This is a genomic window from Pyxidicoccus fallax (assembly GCF_012933655.1).
Lineage (GTDB): Bacteria > Myxococcota > Myxococcia > Myxococcales > Myxococcaceae > Myxococcus > Myxococcus fallax.
This window is the reverse complement of the sequence record NZ_JABBJJ010000041.1, coordinates 23369-48477: the sequence shown is the minus strand read 5'-3', so window position 1 is coordinate 48477 and position 25109 is coordinate 23369. Positions and strand designations below refer to the sequence as shown.

Here is a 25109-nt window from a genome sequence, read left to right as displayed (position 1 = left end):
GCGCATCGATGGCACGTCCGCCACCCTCGGCGGCCAGCAAGGAAGGAACCCATGCCGACCCGTTCCAAGGCGAAGGTCCTCACCCATCCCGCCATGGCCCGCAGGGCTCGAGCCAAGGAGCGCGAGACCACGCGGGGTGGTGCCTCTCCTCGCGACTCCGATGGGTCGGACACCCTGCGCCGGTGGCTGGACGAGAAGGGTGTGAAGAAGGTGAAGGTGGCCGCGATGGACGTCGATGGCGTCTGGCGTGGCAAGTACATCTCCCTCGACAAGTTCCTCAGCGCGGCCAAGGGCGGCCTCGGCTTCTGTGACGTCGTCTTCGGGTGGGACCTCGGCGACGAGCTCCTGGACAACACGAAGGTGACGGGCTGGCACACGGGCTACCCGGACGCGCACGCGAAGGTGGACACGTCCACCGGGCGCATCATTCCCTGGGAGCCGGACACGGCGGCCTTCATCCTGGACTTCGTCAACCCGGACGGCACGCCCTACGAGGCCAGCCCCCGGCAGCTGCTCCAGAAGGTGGGCGCGCGCGCGCGTGAGCTGGGCTACCTGCCGCGCTTCGGCGCGGAGTACGAGTTCTTCATCTTCAAGGAGCAGCCGCACAGCCTGAAGGAGAAGGGCTTCCAGGAGCTGACGCCGCTGACGCCGGGCATGTTCGGCTACTCGTGGCTGCGCACCTCGCTCAACGCGCCGCTGGTGCACGCGCTCATCGACGGGTGCAACGGCATGGGGCTGAACATCGAGGGCTTCCACACGGAGACGGGCCCCGGTGTCTTCGAGGCCGCCATCCGCTACGACGACCTCGAGAAGGCGGCGGACAAGGCGGCGCTCTTCAAGACGGTGGTGAAGGAGATCTGCGCGCGTCACGGCCTCACCGCGTGCTTCATGGCCAAGGTGAACGCGAAGCTGCCGGGCTGCTCGGGGCACGTGCACCAGTCGCTGTGGGACCTGAAGGGCGAGCACAACCTCTTCCACGAGGAGGGCGAGCCCCACGGCATGAGCCGGCTCATGCGCCACTACATCGGCGGGCAGCTCGAGCTGATGCCGGAGCTGACGGCGCTCTACTGGCCCACCATCAACAGCTACAAGCGCAGCGTGGAGAACACCTGGGCGCCCACCACCGCGACGTGGGGCCTGGAGAACCGCACCACCGCCATCCGCGTCATCGGCGAGAACGCCAAGGCGATGCGCATCGAATACCGGCAGCTCGCCGCGGACATGAACGCGTACATCGGCATGGCGGTGAGCCTGGCCGCGGGCCTGTGGGGCATCGAGAACGAGGTGGAGCCGCCCGCGCCCTGCAACGCCAACGCGTACGCGCAGGCCCAGGCCCGGCCGCTGCCGCGCAACCTGAAGGAAGCGGTGGCGCTGCTCAAGAACAGCGAGCGCGCGCGGGAGCTGCTGGGCGAGGGCTTCGTGGACCACTTCGTGCGCACGCGCGAGTGGGAGGTGCGCCAGTACGAGCGCGCCGTCACCAACTGGGAGCTGGAGCGCTACCTGGAGCTCATCTGATGAGCCCGACAGAGGAGTCCGAGATGAAGCCGTTCGACATCCCCACCGAGCCGCGTGTCACCGAGATGGCCTGGCCCACGCGCATCGTCTTCGGCGCCGGGGCCCTGCAGCGGCTGCCCGCGCAGGCGCAGCGCCTGAACATGAAGCGCCCGCTGCTGGTGACGGACGCGGGCGTGGTGAAGGCGGGACTGGCCTCGCGGGTGCTGGAGGTGATGAAGGCCGCCGGCCTGGAGTGCGCCGTCTTCGACCGCGTGGAGCCCAACCCCACCGAGCGCGACGTCTTCGCCGGCCTGGAGGCGTACCGGAAGGCGAACTGCGACGGCATCGTCGCCCTGGGCGGCGGCAGCGCGCTGGACGCGGGCAAGCTGGTGCAGTTGCTCACCACGCACGAGCCGCCGCTCAGCCACTATGACGACGCGAAGGGCGGCGACCAGTACGTGCGCGACGACCTGCCGCCGCTCATCGCCATTCCCACCACCGCCGGCACCGGCTCCGAGGTGGGGCGCTCGGGCGTGGTGACGCTGGAGGACACGGGCCGCAAGACGGTCATCTTCAGCCCGTACCTGCTGCCGAAGGCGGCCATCTGCGACCCGGAGCTGACGCTGGGGCTGCCTCCCGGCGTCACCGCCGCCACGGGCATGGATGCCTTCACGCACTGCCTGGAGGCGTACCTGGCCAATGGCTTCCACCCGCTGGCGGACGCGGTGGCCATCGACGGCATCCACCGCGTGGGACGCTCGCTGGTGACGGCGGTGCGCGAGGGGACGAACCTGGCCGCGCGCACGGACATGATGGTGGCGGCCATGGAGGGCGCCATGGCCTTCCAGAAGGGACTGGGGGCCTGTCACGCGCTGGCGCACGCGCTCACGCCGGTCTCCAACGTGCACCACGGCCTGTCCAACGCCATCGTCCTGCCGGTGGTGATGGAGTTCAACCGCGCGGTCTGCACGGCGCGGCTGGCCCGCGTGGCCGTGGCCATGGGTGACACGTCCAACGCGCGTGAGGAGGTGCTCGCGAGCAACGCCATCGACCGCGTGCGCCGGCTCAACGCCGCCATCGGCATCCCCGCGCGCCTGCGCGACGCGGGCGTGCAGGAGAAGGACCTGCCCAGGATTGCCGACAAGGCCTTCCAGGACGCCTCGCACCTGAGCAACCCGCGCAAGGTGACCGAGGCCGACCTGCTGGCCATGGTCCGCGAGGCCTTCTGACGACGCGGACCGGTGCTCGGGGGAGGTGAGTGCCTCCCCCGGCGTGCTTCAGGGCGCCTCTTCGGTGGCGGCCGGACCGCCCAGGGTTCCACCATCCGCGAGCACCGGGACGCCCGTGCCGGGCGCCGCGTTGCCATTGCCGTTGGCGCCGCCGCTGGTGCCGCCGTCGACGAGCTCGCCTCCCGCGCCGACCACGCCACCCGTCACGGGCGGAGAGGACTCCTCGGGGGTGAACTCCAGCGTCTCCACGAACACGCGTCCGGGCAGGCGCAGGTCCATGGCGTTGATGCGGTCCTGGCCGCGCAAGTCGTAGAGCTGCTGTGCCACCGGACCCGCGGGGATGCGGTCGTCGGAGAAGAAGATGTACATCCGCACCTTCCCCTCCTGGACGGGGATGCGGAAGCTCGTGTTGGCCACGGGCTTTTTGGGGTCGCACCGGATGGAGCGGTTCTCCCGCGTCAGCGTGAGCTGCCGGATGACGCCCTTCTCGGACACCGTGTAGAGCATGCAGTAGGGGAGCTGTCCGTCCGTGGGGACGACCTCCACCGTGGCCGGCCCCGTCCTGCGCAGCTGCGCACGCGTGGGCCGGTCCTCCTTCTTGTTGCCTTCACAGCCCGCACACAGCGCGACCGCTGCCATCACCACACTCCAGCGCTTCATGTGTCCCTCCCGAGGGGCGTGGAAGAACCACCGTCTGCGTGGCCAGCGTACTTCGGAGCCCTGGACCTCTGGGAGGTCAGCGCTCCTCCAATGGCAGCATTCGCGTCGTGCAACGCCCGCCAGTGCACATCGCCACGGGACGGGTGCGCGGCCGCGCGCAGACAGGGTCCGGACAGGCCCTGCCGCGCTCCTCGCATGCGCGCTGGCGCGCGTCGAGCTTCAAATGCTCCGCGACGGGCACCGCGCGCCCCACGCACAGGCGCGGGCAACAGTCCCCTTCCGGCACGAGCGTGAGAGTACAGTCATTGTCGCTCCGGCACTCCGCGGCGGCCTCGTCCTGACGCCCCGCGTCGCGCACTTCCACGCGGGGGGAGGCTTCCGCCCGAGGCCCCGCATCGCGTGATTCGGAGCGCGGAGGGGCCTCCGGCGCGTCGTGCCGTGACGGGGCTCCGTCGGGACGCTCCGGCTCCGTCGCTCCGGCGTGCCGTGTCGCGTCAGCGGTGGCCGCATCGTGCGTCGACCCGGCCCCGGACGTGCCGCGCTCCGCTTCTGGCGCCGCGTCCGGTGTCCGTCCGGTGGGCTCCAGGGAGCGGGCGCAGCCAAGGGACAACAGGAGGGTGCAGAGCAGGAGGGATGATCGCATGGCGCTTGGGGTTTCCCACGTTCCACGGGGTGTCCGCGAGGGCCTTTCCGGCGCGGGGGCCCCGCAAAGCCCCTGAGAAGGCTGGGCTTTTCCCTCACGGCCGCGTCTCCCACCTGGGGGCAGGTAGGCGCGGACGCAACCCCGGGGAGGCCTTCGACGAAAATAGGACGTGGAGTTGATTCTTTTTGGGGAGAGCAACCATGGGCATTGACGGAATTGGCCGCGGCGGTCGCCCGGCGCAGACGACCGAGACGCGGGCTCCGCAGGCGCCCGTGAGCCCCCGCCCCGCGGCGGCCGAGAGCACCAACAAGGCCAGCCAGCCCGGACCGGTGGGCGACTTCTTCAAGGACGCCTTCGAGAAGGTGAAGGACGGCATCGAGGGCATCTTCGGTGGTGGTGGCGGCGGCGCGGGGGGCGTCGGTGGAGGCGTGGGCGAGGTCGTCCAGAAGGTCGTCCAGGCGGCGAAGGACGCGCAGAAGCTCAAGGACGTGAAGGACATCCTCGCGGACTCGCCGACGGGCGCGGCGGCCGTGAAGTACCTCGAGGACAAGAAGATTCCGGTGGAGTTCGCCGACGGCGGTGGCTCGTATTGGGACGGCAACAAGATCGTCATCGACCGCAGCCAGGACCCCCAGGAAGCGGCGCTCACGCTCGTCCACGAAGTCAACCACGCCAAGGCGAGCATCGACGGCCCGAAGGCCGACATCGTCAACGACACGCGCGGCGACTACGTCCAGAAGATGCTGGACGAGGAAGTGCGCGGCACCGTCGACAGCATCAAGGCCAAGAACGAGCTGGTGGCCAACGGCAAGAACGTGACCGCCTCCTTCCCGCTGGAGAAGGAGTACAACGACGCCTACAAGCAGGCCGTGAAGGACGCGAAGAAGAAGGACCCCGACCTGACGGACGAGCAGCTGCGTGCCATTGGTGAGAAGGCGGGGTACGATGCCGTCCTGGATGGCTTCAAGACGGGCAAGGTGGTGACCAGCACCAACGGCCAGACCTACCCCGAGTATTACGGCTCGGCATGGGACAGCGCCCATCCGTAGCCCTGATGCGCCGGGTGCTTCTGACCGCCGCGCTGGCACTGACCACGCTCCACTGTGATAGTGCCCGGCCCCCGAAGGCCGGGCCCCAGGAGGAATCGAAGGTGAATGCCGACGCCCAGACGCTGCAGCGCATCGCCCAGGTCGACCCGGTGCATGCGGACACGATGAGCCGGCAACCGACGACCTTCACCTCGCAGCCGCTGAGCTTCTACAAGCGGTTCAAGCTGCTGAGGGCGGAGGTGCGGCTGCCGCACCGGGCGCTCCAGTTCCGGTACGCGGATGACGGCACGCACGTCGTCAACCTCACGGCGGGCGACCCGCAGTCCATCTACAAGATCAACCAGGACGAGGGGCTCGCGCTGGAGGCCTCGCAGGTCGCCGAGTACGTGAAGTTCTTCGTGGCGAATACCGAGGGCGGCAAGCACAAGGTGGTGGAGGGCGCGGGGGACCTCGTCTGGCTGCCGGCGACGAACACCGACGCGGCGCTCGGCGCGAAGAAGGCGGACGCCGTCGCGAAGCTCCACCCCGTCAAGGTCTCCCAGGGCGCCGAGGGCTTCGAGGCCGTGGCCACCGTGCTGATGGGCAGCCAGCTCGTGGAGACCACGTTCCAGGTGCGCAAGAGCGGCCGCGTGCAGCCGCTCAAGCAGCAGGTCGTGGTCGAGGGGATGCCGGTTCCCGTCGTGCGCTGACGGCGTTCTGGCTGTCGCACGGGCGGCTCGGCTTCGCGTCGGCGAGGTCGGCCGCCCGAGTGATTTCTGCTGCTTCTCGTTGATCTCTACCGAGGCGGTGGCAGCTCGGCCTCGATGAGGTCGGCGGCCCGCGCGGCGCCTCCTTCTTCGCGTACCTCCTTGCGGATGGCGGCGAGCTTCGCCGCCACGCTGGCGTCGGTGGTGAGTCTCAGCAGGGCGGAGCGAAGTGCTTCGGGCGTGGCCTGCTCGGTGTCGAGGCGGATGCCGATGCCCAGCTCGACGAGGCGGTCCGCGTTGGCGTACTGGTCGGCGGCCTGCGGCACGGCAATCATGGGCAGGCCGCAGTAGAGGCCCTCCTGCGTGCCACCCATGCCCGCATGGGTGATGAAGGCGTTGGCCTGCTCCAGCACGGAGAGCTGCGGCACCCACGGGTGCACCTCGACGTTGCGCGGTAGCGGGCCGAGCTCCTCGGGAGCCACGTGCTTGCCGATCTGCAGCACCACGTGCCAGCCCGGCAGGTCGCCGAAAGCGGCCAGACAGGCGCGGTAGAAGGCGGGCTGCTTGGTGAACGCTGAGCCGAGGGAGATGAGCAGCACCTTCTCCGCGCCAGCGGGGCGCTTCCAGGTGCCCTGGTGCGAGCGGTCTCCGAAGCAGGGCCCGACGAAGGTGAAGCGCGAGCGGTCCACGCGGTCCGCATTGGGTTGCAGGGCGCGCGGGATGAGCACGAGCGAGCGGCGGGGTAGCCCGACGAAGAGCATGGAGTCCGTCTCGGAGACGCGGTTGTCGGCGAGCCAGGCGGAGAAGCGCCGGTAGTGCTCGACGCCGCGTGGGTCTGCTTTCAGGGCGTCCACCATGGGGGCCATGTCCTGGGCGTAGCCCTCCCAGGCGACGAAGGTGGGGGAGAGCTGGATGGCGGGCCGCTCCCAGTTCTCCGCGAGGATGCGCGCCGCGTAGCCGGCGATGTCGTAGAGGAAGAGGTCGGGGCGGTCCTTCTCATAGGCGGCGCGGAGCTGCGGCAGCATCGCGCGCGAGTCGTCGAGGAACACGTCGAGCTGGGAGATGGTGTCCTCGGGCCAGGCCTCGACGCCCTCTCGCGGAAGGGTGGAGGTGTACGGCACCAGCTCGGCGCCCGTGTCGCGGATGACGTCGGCGAACGCGGCGTCATTGGCGTAGGTGACGCGATGGCCGCGGGCGACCAGCTCCCGGATGACCTCCAGGTTCGGGTTCACGTGACCGTGGGCGGGAATGCTGACCATGGCGATATGGGCGCGTCGGGGCATGGGGTTCTCCTATGGGTTGGTAGGAGACGAGACGTTCCGTCTCGCCATGTCCTGACATTGGCTTCCTGCGCCCGGGGAGTCAAGACGAGACGCACCGCGCGCCCAATGCACCCGGGCTGCCTCCGGACCAGGGACTGAGCAGGGCCTGAAACCGTCCCTGTCGGGAATCCCATTGTTGAGCGCCCTATCGGACGGTTCAGGGGGCCGCGGGCATGGGCTCTGCTTCCTCCATGCCCGTCATCATCCGCGGTCGCCGCGTCATGTTCCTCCAGTCCGGACCGGGAGACGGGCCCAAGCCCCCGAAGAAGCCTCCCTGTGAGTACTGCGGGAAGCAGGCGCATCCGTTCGCGGCTGAGTGGGGGAGTCACAACGGCAACTCGGTCTGGCTCAGCGAGGCCATCCTGGAGGGGCGAGAGCCGGAGTCGCACGACTGGTACACGGGACGCTGGTCCATCGCCGCGCACCATCTCATCTGCTCCGAGGCCATGGCGGACGACGAGGACTGGGCGAAGTACTGCCGTGAGTTCGGCTACGACATCAACCGCCGGGAGAATGGTGTCATGCTGCCATCCCGGATGGAGGTCGCTTGCGAGCTCCACGTCCCCGTCCATCGTGGCAACCACGCTGGAGGCTGGGCCCACGACGTGAACATGGCGTATCCGAAAGCGGTCATGGCCGTGCTGGATGAAGTGAAGGCGCGGGTGGAGAGGGGCGCTTTCTGCACTGAGCCAACGTCGCTGACGGAACAGCTGGACGCAGTCAGTGAGCGGATTCTCCGGAAGGTAGAGCGCTTCGTATGGACACTCTCCAGGGATGGGCTCGACTACCGGGAGGGAGGTGCCGGCTGCGGAGGTGAGCAGCACATCCCCGAGAAGTCCTCACGTGACTGTCCACGTGGACGCAGGCACGGCGTGAGGCACGCAACCACCCGAAAGCCGCTGGAGCGAAAGGCGCTCCAGGTAGGGAGGTAGCCATGCAGCGAGAGTACTTCGTCCTGGAGCGCGAGCTGTCGAACGAGCATCCGCTGCTGGGGTGGGACCAAAGGAGTGGCGCCTACTACAAGGGACGGGCCGTCGAGGTGGCGGAGCCGGTACGGCTTCGCCTCGGGGATCCAGTCCCTCCGAAGCCGGTGATGGTGGACCACCACTGTCTTCCGAAGCCGGTCGTTTCCATGCGGGTGAAGGAGGTGCTGGAGCCCCTCCAGCTCCACCGCGTGCAGTTCGTCCCTGCGGACGTGAAGGTGGGCGAAGATGACGTGAGGCGGTACTGGCTGCTCCATGTCTTCAACGAGATTCCCGCGCTCGACATGCAGCGCTCCGAATGCGAGTTCCTCGGGGAGGGCGCCATCTTCTCCATCGAGCGCATGGTGCTCAGCGAGAAGGTGCTGAGCCAGGTGCCTCTGCACGAGCGGCGGGTGTTCGTGCTCGCGGAGTCGCTCTCGATGTGTCTCGTGCACCAGTCGGTGGTGGACCAGGTGATGGCGCTGCGGCCGGCGGTGCAGGGGTTCCGGTTCGTTCCGGTGGAGCAATGGAACCCAGCCGCCCCGTTCAAGTGAGCACCGCCGAAATCCGGGGTTGGGTCGACGAGACGTTCCGTTCCGTCAGCTGGTACGTTGGGGACGATGCGTGATGCCAAGACTCCGGACCCCGCCCGCCGCAACGAGCGCTCCCGGGAAGCCATCCTGAATGCCGCCGTCGAGTTGGTGGGGGAAGTGGGCTACGCCCGGCTGACCGTCGAGGCGATTGCCGCTCGGGCGGGCGTGGGCAAGCAGACCATCTACCGCTGGTGGTCCTCCAAGGGCGCGGTGGTGCTCGATGCCTTCATCGCGTGGAGCGGCGCGGGCGGAGACACCTCCCTGCCCGATACGGGGGACATCGAGAAGGACCTGAGAGCAGTGCTGCGCGCCACGGTGGCGGAGCTGCGCGAGCCACGCTTCGACCTGCCGTCACGCGCCCTCACGGCGGAGTCGCAGATGGACCCGGAGCTGGCGAAGCAGTTCGTGGACGCCGTGCTCCGTCCGCACCTGGAGGCCACGAAGGAGCGGCTGCGCGGCGCCCAGAAGGCGGGACAGGTCGCGAAGGGCATCGACCTGGATGTCGCCGTGGAGCTGCTCTTCGGGCCGCTGTACCACCGCTGGCTGCTGCGCACCGCCCCGCTGACCGAGGCGTACGCGGACACGGTGGTGGACTACGCCCTTCGCGCGCTCGGTCCGTCAGAGCCAGCGGGCGCACGGACTCCGAATGCGCCTGGCAAGAGGGCTCCCAAGGGCGCACGGAAGGGTGGGGCGGCGTAGAGCGCCACCCCGGAGGAGTCGCGGGCTAGCTCCGCCCTTCCAGCTCCTGGAGCCGCGCGGCCGTGCGAGGCGCGCCCATCATGCGCGCCGCCGTCAGCGCGGTGCCGCCGCTGGCGTCCTTCCGCGAGGCATCCGCGCCGCGCGACAGCAGCAACTCCAGCACCTCCAGCTTGTCGAACATCGCCGCGAACATGAGCGCGGTGCGCCCGTCCGGCCCGGCGCCGTCCACCGGCGCGCCGCCGTCGAGCAGCAGCTCCACCATGCGCAGGTCGCCCTTGAACGCGGCCCCGGCCAGCGGCGTCTGACCGTTGTCATTGGCCCGATTGGGGTCCGCCCCGCGCGACAGGAGCAGCTTCGCCACCTCGGCCTGCCCCGAGTACGCGGCCAGCATCAGCAGCGTGTTGCCGGCCTCGTTGGAGAGGTTCACCGGCAGCCCGGCGTCCAGCATCTGGCGCAGCTTCTCGGCGTTGCCCTGGCGGGCGAGGGAGAAGGACTCCCGGGCGGCCTCGAGTGCCCTGGGGTCGATTCCATCGGGAGGGTCGGAAGGGGACATGGACGAACTCCTGCGTGGGGAAGACGAATGTACACGCCCTCACCTCGATGCCACGAGCGCGCGTCACGCAGGGTTCACCTTCGCGCAGATGCTCAACCGGCGCGCAGGCGCTCCTCGCCGGCCGCGTCCGCGCGCGGAAGCGGGCGGGAGAACTGCGCGTGCCCCGGCGAGGCCCGTGGCCGCCCGGCGAGGTGCGGCAGCGCGACGCCCGGACCGGCGTGCCCCTCCGTGTCATCCACCCGGAAGAAGTTCACGCGCTGCAGGAGGCTCTCGGCCTGGCTGGCCAGCTCCTCCGCGGTGCTGGAGAGCTCCTCCGCCGCCGAGGCGTTCTGCTGCGTCACCTCGTTGAGGCCCAGCATGGCCTTGTTGATTTGATCCACGCCGACGGCCTGCTCACCCGACGTGGTGGCCACGCCCTTCACCAGCTCCGCCGTGCTCTGGATGGAGGGGACGAGCGCTCGCAGCATGTCCCCGGAGCGCTCGGCCCTGGCCACGCCCTCGCGCGCGAGCGCGACAATCTGCTGCGCGGACGCCTGGCTGCTCTCGGCGAGCTTGCGAATCTCGGAGGCCACCACGGCGAATCCCCGCCCGTACTGGCCCGCGCGCGCGGCCTCGATGCCCGCGTTGAGGGCCAGCAGGTTCGTCTGGTAGGCGATTTCGTCGATGACGGAGATGCGCGAGGCAATCTGCTTCATCGCCTCCAGGGTGGTGTCCACCGCGTGGCTGCTCTGGGTGGCGGCGGCGGCGCCCTTCAGCGCGAGGCCCTCCACGCGCCGGCTGCCCTCCGCGTTCTGGCCGATGGTCTGGCTCAGCTGCGCGAGGTTCGTCGTCACCTCCTCGGTGGTGGCCGCCTGCTCGGAGGTGCCGCTGGAGAGCGACTGGGACGTCTGGGAGAGCTGCGAGGCCGCCGAGGAGAGGGTGAGCGCGCCGGAGCGCACCTCGCCGAGCGTCTCCGCCAGCCGCTCGCGCATGGAGCGGAAGGCGTCCGCCAGCACGCCAATCTCATCCGAGGAGCGGTGGGCAATCCGGCCCGTCAGGTCTCCCGCGGCAATCCGGGTGGCCACCTGGGAGAGCGCCTCCAGCGGCCGGGTGATGCCGCGGATGACGACGAGCACGGCGATGCTGAGCGCCAGCAGGGCGAGGACCCCCAGGCCCATCGTGAAGGCGCGCAGCTCCGAGGACGGGGCGAGCACCCGCTCCAGCGGCGCGAAGATGGCCAGCACCCAGGGCGTGCTCGTCTTGCCCACCCGGAAGGGCACCGCCACCGCGAGCGCGTCACCGTGCAGCACGTCCGAGTGCACGCGGGCGCTCACCGCGCGACCCCCGGTGAGCGCCTTGCTCACCAGCGCGTCCGCGGGAGTCTCCTCCAGGGCCTGTCCCCGGCGCTCGTGGGTGGGGTGGGCCACGTAGGTGGCGCCATGGGAGGCGAGCACCGCATGGCCTGTGTCGAAGGGCGTGATGCGGCCCACCATGGACTGGGCCTGTTCGAGCGAGATGTCGGCGCCCACCACGCCCACGAAACGGTCGCCCACGAGGATGGGAACGACGACGCTGGCCAGCAGCATCTGCCGGCCCGCCACGGAGTAGGCCGTCGGCTTGATGATGGTCTCACTCCGGCTCTGGCGCACGCCCCGGTAGAACTCGCCCGCGTCGCCCTCGGACTCGTAGTCGGTGACGGGCTCGAGGTGGACGAGGCCGGTGACACGGTTCCAGTACGGGATGAAGCGCCCGCTGCGGTCCGTCCCCGGGGTGTCCACGAACTTCGCGTCCTGTCCGTCGAAGGCGTTCGGCTCCCAGACCGTCCAGACGCCCATCAGGTTCGGAGACTCCTCGAGCACCCGCTTGAGGATGGCCTCCGCGTTGCCACGGTGGGTCGCGCCCGTCTCCTTCAGCGTCGCGAACGTCTGGGCCAGCGTGCGCACCGGGAGGATGGCGGCGTCGAGCTGGGCGTTGATGGCCTTCGCGTAGCGCTCGGCCATCTGCGTGGTGAGCTCCGTGGCCTGCGCCTCGGCGACGCTGGAGGACTGCCTGCTGACCACCAGGACGAGGACGCCCAGGGCGAGGGTGATGACGCTGCAGAGCGCGAGGAGGAGCCTGGTCGAGAGGCGATTGACGACGGACATGTGTGGGCTTTCCGTCAGCAAACCGCGGGCCAGTTCCTCGATGCGCGCAGGTGCTGCTCGCAGAGCAGGCGGCGCTCCGGCTTCGAGAGGCGCGGACGCGGGCCGGCCCGGGTGCGTGTGTCTCCTTCCCGCTCCAGCCGTATGGGGACCGCGTGGCTGGCTGGTGCCGTTTTTCGTCGGTACCGACGGGCGAGCGGGCGCGGGGAGACCCACCCCGCGCGCGCGTGTCGCTCACTTCGACTTCGGCCGGACGAACTCGATGTCGCGCGCCTTCGCGGCGGCGGCGAAGTCGAGCAGCCGCTGCCCCTCCTCCTCGACGGCGGCGCGCTCCGGCGCGGACAGCCGCTTGTAGGGCTCGATGACGAGCGTGGTGGTGCTTCGGCCCCGGCGGAGCTTCCAGGTGCCGCGGAAGAAGCCGTCCACGAGCAGGCCACCGGGCACCATGCCGTTGCGGGTGGCGATGCGCTTGCGGTCCTCCTCGGAGATGACGCGCCCACGGTCGTCATGGGAGAGGAGGATGTTGTCGAACTCGGGGAGGAAGCGCACCGGCGCGGGCGTGTCCGCGTCGGGACGAGGCGCGTCGGGCAGGTCGAACAGCTCGCGGCCCTGCTCGTCGCGGAACGTCCGGAGCCGGGGGCGGAGCCCCTCCACGACCTGTCCCAGGCGGGTGAGCCCCGACCAGGTCTGCACGTCCATGACCGAGGCCGGACCGAACGCCGCGAGGTAGCGCAGCACCAGGTCCTCCAGCGTCAGGCTCGTGTCGAGGGGACGGCCGAGCCAGGACTCCAGCGTCGTGCAGCGCGGCTGCCCGCCGACGCCCCAGACACCGCGAGGCGGCACCTGCACCAGCGGCGCGAAGGCGCCCAGGGTCTGCGCGAGTGATTTCGCATCGCGCCCGGGCCAGCGCTCGGCGAGCAGCGCCCCGAGCTCCGCCAGGGTGCGCGGCTCCTCCTCCATCAGCGCCCGGCCCTCGGCCACGAGCGCATCCCGGTCCAGGCCCGCGATGTTCCGGCCGTACGTCGCATGGGTGAGCATGAAGCGCTCCAGCAGGGGCTGCACCCGTGGCCGAAGCCTTCGCGCGTCATCCGCGGTGACCAGGTGGATGGTGCCCCGCATCAGCGTGATGCGCACCACCTGCCGGTCGAGGAGCAGCGTGGACAGTTCCTCCTGCCGGAAGCCCACCAGCCGCGTCCACAGACCGAAGTAGGGCGGGTTTGGCGACTGCGCCTGCAGGCCCACCAGATGCTCCAGCGCTTCCGGCACGGTCCGCTTCACGCGGCGGAGCAGCCACTGGCGTTCGAGCAGCGCGCGATTGAGGTCGCGCTGGGTGAGTACCCGGGCCGGACGGCTCCCGGCTCGGGGCGTCCTGACGGTCGGGGTCTTCCGAGCAGGCATCATCTTCCTCGCGCGTCCGGGCAAGGATACCGCCCTCGATGAGACCTCGGTCGGTGCCGTGCGGCGACCAGCGGCGGGGATGGCAAGCGGCACGAGCGGGAAGAAGAAGAACGGGAGCATGACGGCCTGTCTCCGGACACGTGGGGCGCGCCCGGGCAGGGGGCGCGTCGGGGAAGCGCTGCGATGGCGCTACCCTGGGCTCCGGGGATGACAGCCTTCTGTCAGGTATGTGTGCCCTCTGGGCCGTGGGCTTGCGGGGATTTTTACCCGGGTGATATTGACCGCCGAATATTACCCGGGTAATAAGCCCGGCCCGAGCCAGGAGGGCACTTGAGTCAGGACAGCCAGGAGGTGCGAGCCGGGTACACGGCGTTCGCGGGGGCGCGCTGCATCGCCTCGGGAGGGTTGGAGGAGGTCGCGCTGAAGGTGAAGGCGTGGGTCGACGGGGGCGAGGTGGCTCCGGTCGTCATCTACGAGGATGCCTCGGGCCATCCCGTCCACCCGGACCTGCGGGGGACGCGTGAGGACGTCCTGCGCGGGCTGGCGGAGCGGCGCGCGCGGGGCGCTGGCGAGGAGGCGGATGAGCCTCGGAGGAGCGGTCCGGGGCGGCCGAAGCTCGGCGTGGTCTCCCGTGAGGTCTCCCTCCTGCCGCGGCACTGGGAGTGGCTCAACGCACAGCCGAGCGGCGCTTCCGCGGCGCTGCGCGGGCTCGTCGAGGCGGCGATGCGCGAAGCGCGGGGCCGCGAGCGGGCACGGCGCTCCGAGGAGGCGGCGGACCGGTTCATGCTCGCCGTGGCCGGAGACCTGCCCGGCTTCGAGGAGGCCTCCCGGGCCTTCTATGCGAGAGACACCTCGCGCTTCGAGCGGCTCACCCAGTCGTGGCCCGCCGACATCCGGAAGCACGTCAGGAGGCTGGTCGACATCGTCATTCGCGACGAGGCCGAAGTGACACGGGCGACGCCATAGCGGTGTTGAACGTCAGCCCTTCCCACATCCCATCGAAGGACTTCGTCGTGGACATCTTCCTGCTGTACTTCCTGCCCGTGCCGCTGGCGTGGGCGTGTCCCCCTGGCAAGCCGAAGCGCATCCGGGCCGTGGCCTCCGAGGCGCACGAGCCGGACCCCGCTCGCCGGAAGAAGGACCGGCTGCGGGGGCCGCGTCGCGTTGCGAAGGCGGTGAGTGCCAGACCGAAGCCCCGGTGAAGGGGCTCGGGAACACGAGTCCAGGCCGGCGCGTCACCAGGACATCAGGTCGTCGGCGCCACCGAACATCGCCGGAAAGCCCTTGTAGTGGGGCAGGGCGTCTCGCGCGGGCAGCAGGGCGTGCTGGCATTGCATGTGGAACGTCGGCTGGAACATGCCCTCCGGCAGCAGGGAGGCGGGAAGCGAACGGACTCCCATGCCGGGAGGCTCGGCGTAGACGCGGGTGCCGCACTCACGGCAGGTCGCGCGCACCGTGGTCTTCAGCGCCCAGAGGACGGGCTCTCCGGCGATGAGGCGCACCTGCGAAGCGCGGTACATCACGGCGGGGACGTAGGCGGTGCCGTGGACTCGCTGGCAGTCGTCGCAGTGGCAATAGAAGTGCGCCACCGGAGCTCCGCTGAGCTCCAATTTCACCGCGCCACACAGACATCCGACGGTCGTTGTCATGTGCTCCTCCGGGTTCGATTCAAGGCCCGAGCGGCCGGGCGATGACACCGAGGTGATTGGCGACGGGCCGCTCCCACCAGGGCAGGCGGAAGTTGCTCGTGGCGTTGATGCGCTCGACGCGTCCCGGGACGAGGCTCCTCACGAGCGTGGACGAACCACCCCCATCCAACTGGATGGCCGTGTGCGCACCGTGCGCCAGCATCAGGTCCGCGACCTCCGTCAGCGTGGCGCCCTGGCTGTAGCCGCGCTGCTTGCCATCCACCACCACGAGCAGCAGGTAGCGTCCGGAGGCATCGACGCCGACCGCCGTGCGAGGGTAGGGCGCGTTCCCGATGGGTGTGTCCCCGAGCGGTGCTCGCGCCCCGTCACGCACGACGTAGCCCAGTCCGGAGATGGCGTGCCACACGCCGGTGGCCGGTGGCTCGAATCCGGCGCGGTGCTCGGCTGAGAGGTAGAGCGTGGTGGTGCCCTCCTGGCTCCCGCCGTAGCGCACCCCGCGCGAGGCCGCGGGGCCGACGACGTGGACCGGCTCGCCCACCCGTGGCGCGTAGTCGAGCGGATGGTTCGCGCTGAACGGGAAGAAGAAGTTGGCGTTGATCGCGACCTGCACGTCATGCCGTGCCGCGAACCCGCTCACCGTGTCGGCGCGTACGTCGCCCTGCGCGGAGGGCTCGGCCGGCGTCACCACGAAGTCGATACCCGGGGCCTCCAGGTCCACGCGCACGACGTGGGCCACCATGGGGCGCGGCTGGCGGCGCACCTCGCGCGTGTACTCCACGCCCTCGAACCACCTCTCCCGCGCGGGCTCCGGCGGGCCCCTCAGGAGCGTGAACCACGTCCAGTACCCACCGCCGACGCAGCCGGCGCTGGCCGGAAGTGTCAGCAACAGTCCGCACGTCCACCGGAGCCACGGGCGGGCTCGCCAGCGGCGCATCACCCAGAGGCCCAGGACCAGGAGGCCACAGGCGCAGACGAGGATGAGCGGACCCATGAGGGAAGCGTACCGTGTCCGCTGGTCCCGGCCAGGCCGCTCCAGGGAGCCAGGCGCCGCGAGCGGCCGCGAACGGTTCCAACAGATGCCGCCTCACGGGCCTGTCCTGCACCCGGGGCGGGGGCCCGCAGCGTCGAGAGCTCCCGGAGCGCAGGTGGCGCTTCACGGGCCCGTCCCGCACCTGGAGCGGGGGAGAGCCCGCGGCGTCCCGAGCCTTCCGAGGGGAGATGCTTTACTGCTTATATAAGTGCTTATATACATGTCTCCATGAAGCCCGGCCTGGGAACGCAATTGCGACATCTGCTCGAGCTCCTCGATGGGGCGGTCAGTGATGTCTACGAGAAGGAAGGCCTCGCCTACCGGCCTCGCTACACGCCGGTGATGCGCGCCCTGATTGCACGGGAGCCGTCGACCGTCAGCCATATTGCCGAGGCCGCGGGCATCACCCAGCCGGCGGTGACGCAGACGGTGGCGCTCATGGTCAAGGAGGGGCTGGTTTCCGTGCGGCCGGAGCCAGGGGACAAGCGCCAGCGGCGGGTCCAGCTCACGGATGCGGGGCGCGAGATGCTCCCCCGGCTGCAGGCGTGCTGGAATGCCACGGCGGGCGCGGCGGCGGAGCTGGATGCCGAGCTGCCCACGCCCCTCTCGCTGACGCTGGAGAAGGCCATCGCCGCGCTCGAGACGAGACCGTTCGGCGTCCGCATCGCCGAAGCGCGTGCACGGCTCCCAGTCCCTGCCGCGCCCATGCCCACCGTCGGCAAGAAGACGCCCACGAAGCCGGAAGCCACCCGCCGCCGTTCCACCCCGAAGCCGAAGGGCCGCTGAGCCCCGGTCGACCTCGGACCCACCGCGACACAGCCGAACCACCCCGCACTGGAGCCGCCATGAAGTCCCTCTTCATCAACGCCGAGAACACCTTGCGAAGCGGCTGGAAGATCCTGGGCTATTTCCTCCTGACGGCCGCCTTCGGGGCGGGCCTCATCTTCGCTCGCAGGATGCTGCCGGACGCCGTGCGGCCCCTCGTGTCCGAGCCGCTGCTCGTGTTCCTGGCGGCGCTCGCCGCGTCCTGGCTCTGCGCGCGCCTGGAGCGCACGGCCTTGCGCGACCAGGGCTTCGTCCTCAATCAGCGCGCGGTCCGTGAGTTCGGCCTCGGAATCGCCGGTGGGGCGGGGCTCGTGTGCCTCGTGGCCGCGGGCGCGTGGCTGCTCGACGGCTTCCACTGGGTGCGGAACCCGGACGGTAAGGCCTCGGTGCTCCTGAAGAGCGCGGGGACGATGCTCGCCGTCGCGCTCTTCGAGGAGATGCTCTTCCACGGCTACGCCTTCCAGCGCGCGCTCCAGGGAATGAGGCCTCGCCGGGCGCTCATCCTGTTCTCCGTCCTCTTCGCCATCGCGCACCCCTACATGGAGGGCCTGCCGGGAAGCGTCATCCTCGTGGCGATGCTCAACACCTTCCTCGCGGGCTGCCTGCTGGGCCTCTGCTACCTGCGCACGCGCGGCCTGGCGCTTCCCGTGGGCGTGCACCTCGGGTGGAACCACGTGCTCGGGAGCCTGGGCTTCGGCGTGAGTGGCAACGCGTCGAAGGGGCTGTGGACCCCGGTGTTCCATGACGCGCCCATGTGGCTCACCGGAGGCGCCTACGGCCTGGAGGCCTCCGTGGTCACCCTGGGAGTGTTCAGCCTGGCGGTGTTCGCGCTGTCGCGCTGGAAGGGCACGGGGGCGCGCGTGTCGCTGCCCACCGTGGCGCCCGCGTAGCTACCGCGGCTCGGGCCGGACGTAGACGACGACCTGCGGCGTCTCGTCCAGGTACAGGCCCGTTACCGGCGTGCGCGTGCCGAAGGCCTGCCACGTGAGGAACTCGTGCTCGCGGAACTCCTGGTGGTACTGGTACGCGACGATGTCCGCGTCGAGGGGGCTGCCCACCGGACGCAAGTCGTTCCGCAGCATGCCGTTGCGCTGGTAGTCGCGGAACGAGCCGCCGTGCACCTCGTGCAGGAACAACCGCGCGCCCTGCTTCGCGTGCTCGTTGATCCACGGCAGCACGCCCGTCACGTGGCTGGACCAGAACTGCCGCTGCAGACCCAGCGTGGCCGCGCCCGGCAGTCCACCCGCCAGCTCCGAGTACGCCGCCGTCCCGTAGGGGAACACCCGCGCCGAGTACACCGCCGCCGGCGCCAGCAGCACCGCGAACACCGGCACCGCCACCGCCGCGAAGTGCAGGCCGGGCCGCTTCACCTTCAGCCGCTCCCACAACGCCGCGCAGCCCCGCGACACCGCGGCGCCCGCGAGGATGCCGAGGAACACCATGGACGGGAACCAGTGCTTCACCCCGCCGAAGTGCGGCACCTGCGGGTGGCTGATGATGAGGATGGACGTCACCGCGTTCACCCCCACCAGTGCCTCCGCCAGCGTCACCGGCCGCTCCACCCACGGGCGCGTGCGCTCGAACAGCCCCAGCACCGCCCGCGCCGCCAGCGCGAGGAAGCCCGTCACCATGGGGACGAAGAGGCTGGTGGGCACCGTCAGCGCCGTCTTCACCACCACGTACGCGAGCGGGAAGGGCGGCTCGCGCAGGAGCGTGTTCAGGTAGAACCAAGCGTAGTGGTTGTGCTTCGCGTGGAAGGCCAGGTACCAGGCCGTGCGCTCCACCGGCTCGTGCCAGAGGTAGGGCCAGTGCAGGTAGAAGATGACGGGCCCCAGCACCGCCATGGCGAGAATGGGCGCCATCGCCCGCGTCACCGGCGCGCTGACCTTCCCCACGCCCTTGAGCACCCACGCGCCGCCCACCGCCAGCCCCACGAAGAGCAGCGTGTGCGGGCTGAGCAGCAGGAACTTCCGCTGGAAGCCCTCGCCTCCGCCCAGCGACACCACGAGCAGGCCGTAGAACACGGCCACCGCGGCGAACAGGCCCACTCCCCGCAGGAGCCACGTGCGCGCTTCCGCCTGGCCCTCGCTCGCCGTCCACGCGCGCCACAGCGCGAAGGGCGTCAGCACGAAGGGCAGGAAGAGCGCGTTGTGCTTGCTGGCCAGCGCCAGGCCGAAGGCCACGCCGCACCACAGCCCCCACTTCGCGTCCTCCAGCGCGCGCCAGAAGCAATACACGACGAGCAGCCACATGGCCGCCACCGGCACGTCGAAGCACGCCAGCTCCGCGTTGAAGTACTGCCGCGGCACCAGCAGGAAGGCGAGCGCGGCGAACAGCCCCGCGGCGCGCCCGTACAGCGCGCTGCCCAACAGGAAGCTCAGCGACGGCACCAGCGCCGCCACCGCGAAGGCCGGCAGCCGGAACGCCGTGGCCGAGCGCATCCATCCCAGCGCGTCGTGGAAGAGCAGGTGGCTCAGCCCGAACAGCGTCTTCATCAGCACCGGGTGCTCGTGGTTGTAGTCCCACGCGCGGACGATGGCCGCGTCCGTCAGCGCCCGTGCCGGCGACTGGAAGAGCTGCCGGAACCAGCTCGCGTAGGCCTCGCCCGCGGCGAAGTAGACGCTCTCGTCGCGCGTGTAGCCCACCGCGGCTTCCGTCAGCCACAGCGCCACGAAGCCCAGCACCCACAGCGCCCAGGCCAGCCGCTTCTCGTCCCGAGTGGGAGCCCGGCCCATCATCCCCGCACCCCCACCGCGGGCTCCACCGCGAGCACGTCCAGGCACACCTGCCGCCGGTCCGCATTCTCCGAGCGAACCCAGACCTTCACCGTGCGCGCTTCGCCCTCGGGCAGCCGCACCTCGGCCTTCTGCACGCCTTCGAGGCCCGGTGGCACCGCGACCTCCAACAGCTGAGAGCCGCTCGCCTCATCGTCCACGCCCATATACGTCGTGGTGAAGCGCGCGTCCTTCGGCCACGCGTGCTCCCAGATGATGCCGCCCTCCAGACGCAGGCCCAGCCCGCCGGGCACGCCGTCGAACTCCGCCACCAGCCGCTGCGGTCCGCCGGGCGCGTGCATCCACAGGCAGCGGCGCGGCTCGTAGAGGATTTCGTGCCACTCCGGCGCGACGTACAGGTGGCTGGGGCCGGGGCAGCGGTGCGCCCGCCCGTCGAAGGGACAGTCGCGGCGCGTGCCGTCCGGAGACTCCAGGTACACCCGCGCCTTCGCGTACGCGTCCGTGGCCACGAAGCGCCGGGGCCGGTGGCGGCCATTCTCGTAGAGCGCCAGCGACAGCGGGCCCTCCCGCGTGGGCGTGCCCACCGCGCGGCGCTCGGGCAGGAAGCTCGCGAGGAAGCCGTCCTCGTCCGAGCGCGGCAGCTCCGGCTGGCCCAGCACCCACACGCGCGGGTGCGCGGTCAGGTCATCCCGGTCCGAGCCGAGATAGCCGTACACCGGGACGTCGGGCGGGACGAAGAGGCGGGCGCGCTCGGCCCACCAGGGGAAGAGGAGCACCGCGTCGCCGGGACGGGCCTCGGCCTTCAGCCGCTCCGCGACGGCGCGGTAGTCGCCCTCGGAGGGAAGGCGCCCCGGCAGGCGCAGGTGGAACACGAGGCACAGGAGCGCGACGAGGACGAGGCCCCCCAGCTCCACGAGGGGCAACGCACGCAGGACACTAGGACTTCGCAAGGCGGATCTTCTGCTCGCTCTTTTCCCGGCAGAAGGTGCAGAAGATGGGCTCGCCCTGGGAGAACGACGGCGTCCAGGGCGGGTACATCGAGCACCGCGGGTCCAGGCAGTGGTGCAGCTCCCAGAGGTGGCCGAGCTGGTGCAGCGCGTGCCGGGCAATGGCCTTGTACCCGGACTCCAAATCCTTGTGCGGGCTGATGCTGAGCACCGCGCGGTCCTTGCCGAAGCGCGAGAAGCCCTGCGTGGGCGCCATGCCGCTGGGCAGCTCGCGCTCCTTCAGCTTGCGCGTGGTCAGCAGCAGCACCTTGTCGTCCTGGTAGGAGCGGATGCCCTTCACCTGCTCCAGCAGCTTCTCCGCGTCCAGCGGGTCGGACATGCCGGCGGGCACGTCGGCGGTGCCGGAGTGCTCGCTGCCCACGCCGAACGCCGTGTAGAGCGTGCGGTTGAACTTCGCGAGCTGCTTTTCGTCGAAGGAATCCAGCGTCACGACGCGAATCACGGGGCGTCACCTCGGCGGGAGGGCCCTTCCACTCTCACTGGGGCGGCACGGTGGCCGCCCCGGAAAGGCCCGTCGGTCCAATGCTGCTGTCACTCGCTCTCGGGCGGCTTCGCCTTGGGCGGACGGCCGCGCTTCTTGGGCGCGGCGGGCGCGGCGCCCTCGACCTCGGGCGGCTTGGGCTTGGGCGGGCGGCCACGCTTCTTGGGCGCGGGAGGCTCGCCCCCTGCCTCGGCGGCGGAGACCTCCGGCTTGGGCTTGGGCGGACGGCCGCGCTTCTTCGGAGCGGGCGCCTCGCCACCGGCGGGAGCCTCGGCCTTCGCCTTGGGCGGGCGGCCGCGCTTCTTGGGGGCTGCTTCCTCGCCCGCCTCGGCCTCGGACTCGGCCTCCTCGCCACCCTCCTCGGAGGATTCCTCTTCGGAGGACTCGGCCGGGGCCTCCTCGTCCGGAGGCAGGTCCAGGTCGCCGTCCAGACCCATCAGGTCGCCGTCCAGACCCAGGTCGTCGTCGTCGCGCTGGAACTCGGCGGCGGTGCGCTTGGGGCGCTCGCGGCCGGGCGGGAAGAGGACGATGTCGATGGCGTCCTCGGCGTTGACCTCGGCGGTGCCCAGCGCGGCGGCCACCTCCATCACCAAGAGGTGCCGGGCATTGTCGTAAAGCTCACGTTCCTTGGTCGGCAGGGGGCGCAGCTCGCTGAGGACCTGGAGGCCCTTCACCACCTCGGCGAGGCCGAGGATGCCACCCTGGGTCATCCGGTCCAGGTTGGTGCGAGCGCGCTGCTTCCAGTCGAGGTCCGCCTTGTCGCTGTCCGAGCGGAGGAACTCGAAGATGCGCTCCACGTCCTCGGCGGTGGCGACCTTGCGCACGCCGATGGAGAGCACCTTTCCCTGTGGCACCATCACCACGGCGCCGTCTTCTTCGCGGCGCATCGTGACGAAGGTGAGCTTCTGGCCCGCCACCTCCTTCACGTCGATGGCGGAGACGCGGCAGACCCCCTGGTTCGGATAGACGACCCGGTCGCCGACCGCGAGCTGGAGTGACGCGGACCCTTCTGGCATGTCCCCCTCACGGGCGAGGTAAACGTCAGGAGAAACCCGGGCTTAGCACCGAGCCGCGCCGGACGCTACGAGATTACCGGTGGAATGCCGCCGTACGTGCGTCCGCCGCTCGACTCTTCAGGAGGGTGCCGAGCAGTTCCTTCTGCCGCGCGTCCAGCGCGGCCTCGACCTGGGCCTGCGTCGGCTCCAGTTCCTCCCGGACTCCCGGCTGCGCGTCCACGCGCGCGGACCCACCCAACGTCCCCATCAGCGCCACCCCGAACACGAGCACTGCCACCAGTTTCTTCATGGTGATGCCTCCAGGGGCCCCAGGGTAGGGGGCGCGCCCGGGTGATCAACTTTTCGGCAACAGGTCGCTGCACCGCTGTAGCGCCCGGCTAGGGGCCGTTGATGAGCCGGCTCGGTGCGCGCGGAGCGGCCGGGCCAGCGGGCGGCGTCACGGGCGCCACCTCGAGGAGCAGGGTGCCCGTGTTGTCCGCCAGGTGGTCGTCCGGGAAGGCGAGCTGCAGCCAGGAAGCCCCCCTCAGGCGCACCGGCTGCCCCACCTCCAGCAGCTCCAGCACGCCCGCGGCGTCATCGGGGCCCTCGCCGGTGCCGTGGAGGCCGAGCACCCGGCCCACGGGCCCTCCTTCGAAGCCGCGCGTGCGCGCGGGCTCGGGGCTGTCGCGCAGCACCACCTCGTAGGTGGTGGCCGGGTCCAGCCCGCGCAGGAGGAAGCGGTCCGAGCGCGACAGCTTCAGCGCGTGCTCGCGCGCGTCGAGCCGCAGGGTGGTGACGGTGCCGCTGTCGCGCTCGCGCACCCGCACCTGCAGCGCGCCCTGGTTGTCGTCGCGCCGGGCGTCCACCAGGAAGACGTAGAGGCGCGTGGCGTTGCGCACCAGCCGCTCCTCGGCGCCGAGCAGGCCGAAGGACTCGTGCGCCGGCAGCCGCTCGCCGCCCTCCAGGTAGTAGCCGGCCTGCTCCACCTGCGCGGGGCCGCCCACCGAGGCCCGTCCCTCCACGCGCACCGCGTACGTGCGCGACGGGTCCAGCTTCAGCTCCGCGGCGGACAGGACGGGGACGCGGAAGGAGTGGCTCACGGCGGACAGGAGGACACGCCCGGCGGGCATGACGGCCTCCTGGAGCGGCGGTGACCGGCCCTGCTTCGACGCGAGCACGCCCGGCGGCGAGGCCCCCGCCGCCCTCGGGCGCAGACGGGCATGGACGGCCAGGGTGGTGCCGCGCTCGGCGCGCACCATCTGGCTCCACGGCACCATGCCCGTCACGTGCACCTCCAGCAGGTGCTCGGTGTCGGCGGGCAGGTGGGTGATGAGCGCGGGCGTGCGGGACGGCAGCGGCCGGCCATCCACGCGGATGGTGGCGCCCGGCGGCGTGGAGCTCAGCTCCACGGAGAAGGTGCCCGTGTTGCCCATCACCAGCATCGCCGCCATGGCCATCAGCGCCACCAGCACCGGCGCGCCCAGCATCACCCGGCGCGGCAGGCGGGCCCGCGCCTCGGGGGCGGAGGGCTCGGCGAGGTCCTCGAACGGGGTGACGTCCCGCTCCAGCGCGGCGGGCATGGCGACGTTCGCGGGCGGCGCCATGGGCGGGGGCGCGCTTCGCGGTGGCGCGGAGGGCGCGGTGAGTTCCTGGGGCAGGTCCACGGGCTGCGTGGTGCCCCGGTCCGGGTCCTCGGACGCGGTGAGCTCCCGCGGCAGGTCGATGGGCTGCGTGGTGACGCGCTCCGAGGCGGGCGCCTCGGAGGAGGGGGACACCACGGGAATGGGCTGGGTGGTGCGCTCGCGGCGGCCTTCGACGGGCACGGAGGGAGGTGGGGGCGGCAGGTCGCGCAGCGCGGGCAGCTCGCGAGGCGTGCGCCGCTCCGCGGGGCCGTTCGTCCAGCGCGCCATCTGCGCCAGGAACTCGCGTGGCAGCAGCACCGGGCGCCCGTCCCCCACCAGCTCCGCCTCGAAGAGGTAGCTCATGAAGTGGGCGCGGGCCCGGGGAGACACGTCCGGAGCGGCCGTGTGGAGGTAGCGGGCGAGTGCCTCCGCGAATGCCTCCGACGAGCGGAAGCGCTGCTCCCGCTCCACCGCCAGGGCGGTGAGGAGGATGCGCTCCAGCGCGGGGGGGATGTCCTTGTTGAGGTCCCGGGGGCGCGGGAAGTCGCCCAGGGCGACCTTGCGCAGCACGTCCTCCATGCGCCCTTCGAAGGGCAGCCGCCCGCACAGCATCTCGTAGAGGACGACGCCCGCGGCGAAGACGTCCGTGCGCGCGTCCAGCTCGCGCCCGCGGGCCTGCTCCGGCGCGAAGTAGGCGTACTTGCCCTTCACGTCGGTGTCCTCCGCCTCGCCGCCGCCGGCCAGCCGGGCCTTGGCGATGCCAAAGTCCACCAGCTTCACCTGGCCCTCGTAGCTGACGAGCACGTTCTGCGGGCTGACGTCGCGGTGGACGATGTGCATCGGCCGCCCGCGCTCATCCAGCCGGGTGTGCGCGTACGCCAGCCCCTCCAGCACCTCCACCGCGATGAGCAGCGCCAGGGGCTGGGGAAGCGTGTACAGCCCCTTCTCCCGCGCGCGCCGCAGCACGCGAGACAGCGGGTGGCCGTCCACCCACTCCATGGCGATGAAGTACTGCCCGTCCACCTCGCCGAAGTCGAAGACCTGGGCGATGTTGCCGTGGCTCAGCCCCGCGGCGATGCGCGCCTCGTTGACGAACATGGACACGAAGGCGCTGTTGTCCGCGTAGCCGGGCAGGATTTTCTTGATGACGACGGGCTTGGTGACCCCCGCGGCCGCCGTCATCCGGGCGCGGTAGATCTCCGCCATCCCGCCCGTCGCGATGCGCTCGAGCAGCTTGTACTTCCCGAAATGGAGCCCTTCGGAAGGCTGCTGCACGTTCGTTCCGGCTCCTTCGCGCGTACCGGGCTGCCGCACCTGGCCCTCCACGCTGCCGCCGCGGGGTGGGGCAGGCTATCAT

At 70.8% G+C, this 25109-nt stretch carries 24 protein-coding genes; 11 read left to right on the top strand and 13 right to left on the bottom strand.

What is annotated here, in order from left to right:
• Window positions 1-51 precede the first annotated feature (51 nt).
• Window positions 52-1515, top strand: a complete 1464-nt coding sequence (locus HG543_RS11860) for a glutamine synthetase family protein (RefSeq protein ID WP_169344833.1) — start codon at window positions 52-54, stop codon at window positions 1513-1515.
• Window positions 1516-1538: 23 nt separating this feature from the next.
• Window positions 1539-2723: an iron-containing alcohol dehydrogenase gene (locus tag HG543_RS11855; RefSeq protein WP_169344841.1), complete on the top strand. Its 1185-nt coding sequence runs from the start codon at window positions 1539-1541 to the stop codon at window positions 2721-2723.
• A 48-nt stretch (window positions 2724-2771) separates the two neighbouring features.
• On the opposite strand, the gene HG543_RS11850 is transcribed toward HG543_RS11855, so the two are convergent.
• Complete coding sequence (locus tag HG543_RS11850; RefSeq protein WP_169344832.1) at window positions 2772-3383, bottom strand: hypothetical protein; 612 nt, start codon at window positions 3381-3383, stop codon at window positions 2772-2774.
• Window positions 3384-4226: 843 nt separating this feature from the next.
• Between HG543_RS11850 and HG543_RS11845 the strand changes: the two genes are divergently transcribed.
• Both HG543_RS11845 and HG543_RS11840 read left to right on the top strand, forming a co-directional pair.
• Window positions 4227-5075, top strand: a complete 849-nt coding sequence (locus HG543_RS11845; protein ID WP_169344831.1) for a DUF6782 family putative metallopeptidase — start codon at window positions 4227-4229, stop codon at window positions 5073-5075.
• Window positions 5076-5176: 101 nt separating this feature from the next.
• Entirely contained in the window at window positions 5177-5764 is a 588-nt protein-coding gene (locus HG543_RS11840; RefSeq protein ID WP_169344830.1) for a hypothetical protein, read from the top strand.
• 86 nt (window positions 5765-5850) lie between these two features.
• Here HG543_RS11840 and HG543_RS11835 read toward each other — a convergent pair whose 3' ends face one another.
• A complete protein-coding gene (locus HG543_RS11835; protein ID WP_169344829.1) occupies window positions 5851-7044 on the bottom strand; it encodes a macrolide family glycosyltransferase in 1194 nt (397 codons plus the stop codon).
• Between the two features lie 260 nt (window positions 7045-7304).
• Here HG543_RS11835 and HG543_RS11830 point away from each other — a divergent pair, with 260 nt between their 5' ends.
• The 3 genes from HG543_RS11830 to HG543_RS11820 all read left to right on the top strand — a co-directional run bounded on the left by HG543_RS11830 (window position 7305) and on the right by HG543_RS11820 (window position 9337).
• Window positions 7305-8015, top strand: coding sequence for an AHH domain-containing protein (locus HG543_RS11830; protein WP_246356944.1), 711 nt, complete (start codon window positions 7305-7307; stop codon window positions 8013-8015).
• A gap of 2 nt (window positions 8016-8017) precedes the next feature.
• The gene (locus HG543_RS11825; protein WP_169344828.1) at window positions 8018-8599 is read left to right on the top strand and encodes an imm11 family protein; all 582 of its coding nucleotides are present in this window, start codon (window positions 8018-8020) and stop codon (window positions 8597-8599) included.
• A 66-nt stretch (window positions 8600-8665) separates the two neighbouring features.
• Window positions 8666-9337, top strand: a complete 672-nt coding sequence (locus HG543_RS11820; RefSeq protein ID WP_171817828.1) for a TetR/AcrR family transcriptional regulator — start codon at window positions 8666-8668, stop codon at window positions 9335-9337.
• A gap of 25 nt (window positions 9338-9362) precedes the next feature.
• Here HG543_RS11820 and HG543_RS11815 read toward each other — a convergent pair whose 3' ends face one another.
• The 3 genes from HG543_RS11815 to HG543_RS11805 all read right to left on the bottom strand — a co-directional run bounded on the left by HG543_RS11815 (window position 9363) and on the right by HG543_RS11805 (window position 13408).
• Window positions 9363-9890, bottom strand: a complete 528-nt coding sequence (locus tag HG543_RS11815) for an ankyrin repeat domain-containing protein (RefSeq protein ID WP_169344826.1) — start codon at window positions 9888-9890, stop codon at window positions 9363-9365.
• Between the two features lie 92 nt (window positions 9891-9982).
• A complete protein-coding gene (locus HG543_RS11810) occupies window positions 9983-12013 on the bottom strand; it encodes a methyl-accepting chemotaxis protein (RefSeq protein ID WP_169344825.1) in 2031 nt (676 codons plus the stop codon).
• A gap of 231 nt (window positions 12014-12244) precedes the next feature.
• Window positions 12245-13408 carry a winged helix DNA-binding domain-containing protein gene (locus tag HG543_RS11805; RefSeq protein WP_246356943.1) on the bottom strand — a complete coding sequence of 388 codons (1164 nt, stop codon included), beginning with the start codon at window positions 13406-13408 and terminating at the stop codon, window positions 12245-12247.
• Window positions 13409-13738: 330 nt separating this feature from the next.
• Here HG543_RS11805 and HG543_RS11800 point away from each other — a divergent pair, with 330 nt between their 5' ends.
• Window positions 13739-14374 (top strand): DUF2239 family protein, encoded by a 636-nt coding sequence (locus HG543_RS11800; RefSeq protein ID WP_211193871.1) that lies wholly within the window; start codon window positions 13739-13741, stop codon window positions 14372-14374.
• 47 nt (window positions 14375-14421) lie between these two features.
• Window positions 14422-14610: a hypothetical protein gene (locus tag HG543_RS11795; protein ID WP_169344823.1), complete on the top strand. Its 189-nt coding sequence runs from the start codon at window positions 14422-14424 to the stop codon at window positions 14608-14610.
• 33 nt (window positions 14611-14643) lie between these two features.
• Here the strand turns inward: HG543_RS11795 and HG543_RS11790 are convergent, their stop codons facing one another.
• Together HG543_RS11790 and HG543_RS11785 are read right to left on the bottom strand one after the other, a co-directional pair.
• Window positions 14644-15057 (bottom strand): GFA family protein, encoded by a 414-nt coding sequence (locus HG543_RS11790; protein WP_169344822.1) that lies wholly within the window; start codon window positions 15055-15057, stop codon window positions 14644-14646.
• Between the two features lie 19 nt (window positions 15058-15076).
• Window positions 15077-16048, bottom strand: a complete 972-nt coding sequence (locus tag HG543_RS11785) for a phosphodiester glycosidase family protein (protein ID WP_169344821.1) — start codon at window positions 16046-16048, stop codon at window positions 15077-15079.
• A 291-nt stretch (window positions 16049-16339) separates the two neighbouring features.
• Between HG543_RS11785 and HG543_RS11780 the strand changes: the two genes are divergently transcribed.
• Window positions 16340-16873, top strand: coding sequence for a MarR family winged helix-turn-helix transcriptional regulator (locus HG543_RS11780; RefSeq protein WP_211193870.1), 534 nt, complete (start codon window positions 16340-16342; stop codon window positions 16871-16873).
• Window positions 16874-16932: 59 nt separating this feature from the next.
• The gene (locus tag HG543_RS11775; RefSeq protein ID WP_169344819.1) at window positions 16933-17802 is read left to right on the top strand and encodes a CPBP family intramembrane glutamic endopeptidase; all 870 of its coding nucleotides are present in this window, start codon (window positions 16933-16935) and stop codon (window positions 17800-17802) included.
• On the opposite strand, the gene HG543_RS11770 is transcribed toward HG543_RS11775, so the two are convergent.
• From HG543_RS11770 to HG543_RS11745, 6 genes are all read right to left on the bottom strand, one after another.
• Window positions 17803-19650, bottom strand: coding sequence for an ArnT family glycosyltransferase (locus HG543_RS11770; RefSeq protein ID WP_169344818.1), 1848 nt, complete (start codon window positions 19648-19650; stop codon window positions 17803-17805).
• Window positions 19647-20597, bottom strand: a complete 951-nt coding sequence (locus tag HG543_RS11765; RefSeq protein WP_169344817.1) for a hypothetical protein — start codon at window positions 20595-20597, stop codon at window positions 19647-19649. Before HG543_RS11765 ends, HG543_RS11770 begins: the two co-directional genes overlap by 4 nt.
• Window positions 20584-21096 (bottom strand): hypothetical protein, encoded by a 513-nt coding sequence (locus HG543_RS11760; protein WP_169344816.1) that lies wholly within the window; start codon window positions 21094-21096, stop codon window positions 20584-20586. Before HG543_RS11760 ends, HG543_RS11765 begins: the two co-directional genes overlap by 14 nt.
• A gap of 89 nt (window positions 21097-21185) precedes the next feature.
• Window positions 21186-22151 (bottom strand): CarD family transcriptional regulator, encoded by a 966-nt coding sequence (locus tag HG543_RS11755; RefSeq protein WP_169344815.1) that lies wholly within the window; start codon window positions 22149-22151, stop codon window positions 21186-21188.
• A 73-nt stretch (window positions 22152-22224) separates the two neighbouring features.
• The gene (locus HG543_RS11750; RefSeq protein WP_169344814.1) at window positions 22225-22440 is read right to left on the bottom strand and encodes a hypothetical protein; all 216 of its coding nucleotides are present in this window, start codon (window positions 22438-22440) and stop codon (window positions 22225-22227) included.
• Between the two features lie 88 nt (window positions 22441-22528).
• Window positions 22529-25027: a protein kinase domain-containing protein gene (locus HG543_RS11745; RefSeq protein ID WP_169344813.1), complete on the bottom strand. Its 2499-nt coding sequence runs from the start codon at window positions 25025-25027 to the stop codon at window positions 22529-22531.
• Window positions 25028-25109 lie beyond the last annotated feature (82 nt).

Coding starts and splice junctions, on each gene's coding strand:
- HG543_RS11860 (WP_169344833.1), top strand. CDS start 52: ATGCCGACCCGTTCCAAGGCGAAGGTCCTCACCCATCCCGCCATGGCC.
- HG543_RS11855 (WP_169344841.1), top strand. CDS start 1,539: ATGAAGCCGTTCGACATCCCCACCGAGCCGCGTGTCACCGAGATGGCC.
- HG543_RS11850 (WP_169344832.1), bottom strand. CDS start 3,383: ATGAAGCGCTGGAGTGTGGTGATGGCAGCGGTCGCGCTGTGTGCGGGC.
- HG543_RS11845 (WP_169344831.1), top strand. CDS start 4,227: ATGGGCATTGACGGAATTGGCCGCGGCGGTCGCCCGGCGCAGACGACC.
- HG543_RS11835 (WP_169344829.1), bottom strand. CDS start 7,044: ATGCCCCGACGCGCCCATATCGCCATGGTCAGCATTCCCGCCCACGGT.
- HG543_RS11830 (WP_246356944.1), top strand. CDS start 7,305: ATGTTCCTCCAGTCCGGACCGGGAGACGGGCCCAAGCCCCCGAAGAAG.
- HG543_RS11825 (WP_169344828.1), top strand. CDS start 8,018: ATGCAGCGAGAGTACTTCGTCCTGGAGCGCGAGCTGTCGAACGAGCAT.
- HG543_RS11820 (WP_171817828.1), top strand. CDS start 8,666: ATGCGTGATGCCAAGACTCCGGACCCCGCCCGCCGCAACGAGCGCTCC.
- HG543_RS11815 (WP_169344826.1), bottom strand. CDS start 9,890: ATGTCCCCTTCCGACCCTCCCGATGGAATCGACCCCAGGGCACTCGAG.
- HG543_RS11810 (WP_169344825.1), bottom strand. CDS start 12,013: ATGTCCGTCGTCAATCGCCTCTCGACCAGGCTCCTCCTCGCGCTCTGC.
- HG543_RS11805 (WP_246356943.1), bottom strand. CDS start 13,408: ATGCCTGCTCGGAAGACCCCGACCGTCAGGACGCCCCGAGCCGGGAGC.
- HG543_RS11790 (WP_169344822.1), bottom strand. CDS start 15,057: ATGACAACGACCGTCGGATGTCTGTGTGGCGCGGTGAAATTGGAGCTC.
- HG543_RS11785 (WP_169344821.1), bottom strand. CDS start 16,048: ATGGGTCCGCTCATCCTCGTCTGCGCCTGTGGCCTCCTGGTCCTGGGC.
- HG543_RS11775 (WP_169344819.1), top strand. CDS start 16,933: ATGAAGTCCCTCTTCATCAACGCCGAGAACACCTTGCGAAGCGGCTGG.
- HG543_RS11770 (WP_169344818.1), bottom strand. CDS start 19,650: ATGATGGGCCGGGCTCCCACTCGGGACGAGAAGCGGCTGGCCTGGGCG.
- HG543_RS11755 (WP_169344815.1), bottom strand. CDS start 22,151: ATGCCAGAAGGGTCCGCGTCACTCCAGCTCGCGGTCGGCGACCGGGTC.
- HG543_RS11750 (WP_169344814.1), bottom strand. CDS start 22,440: ATGAAGAAACTGGTGGCAGTGCTCGTGTTCGGGGTGGCGCTGATGGGG.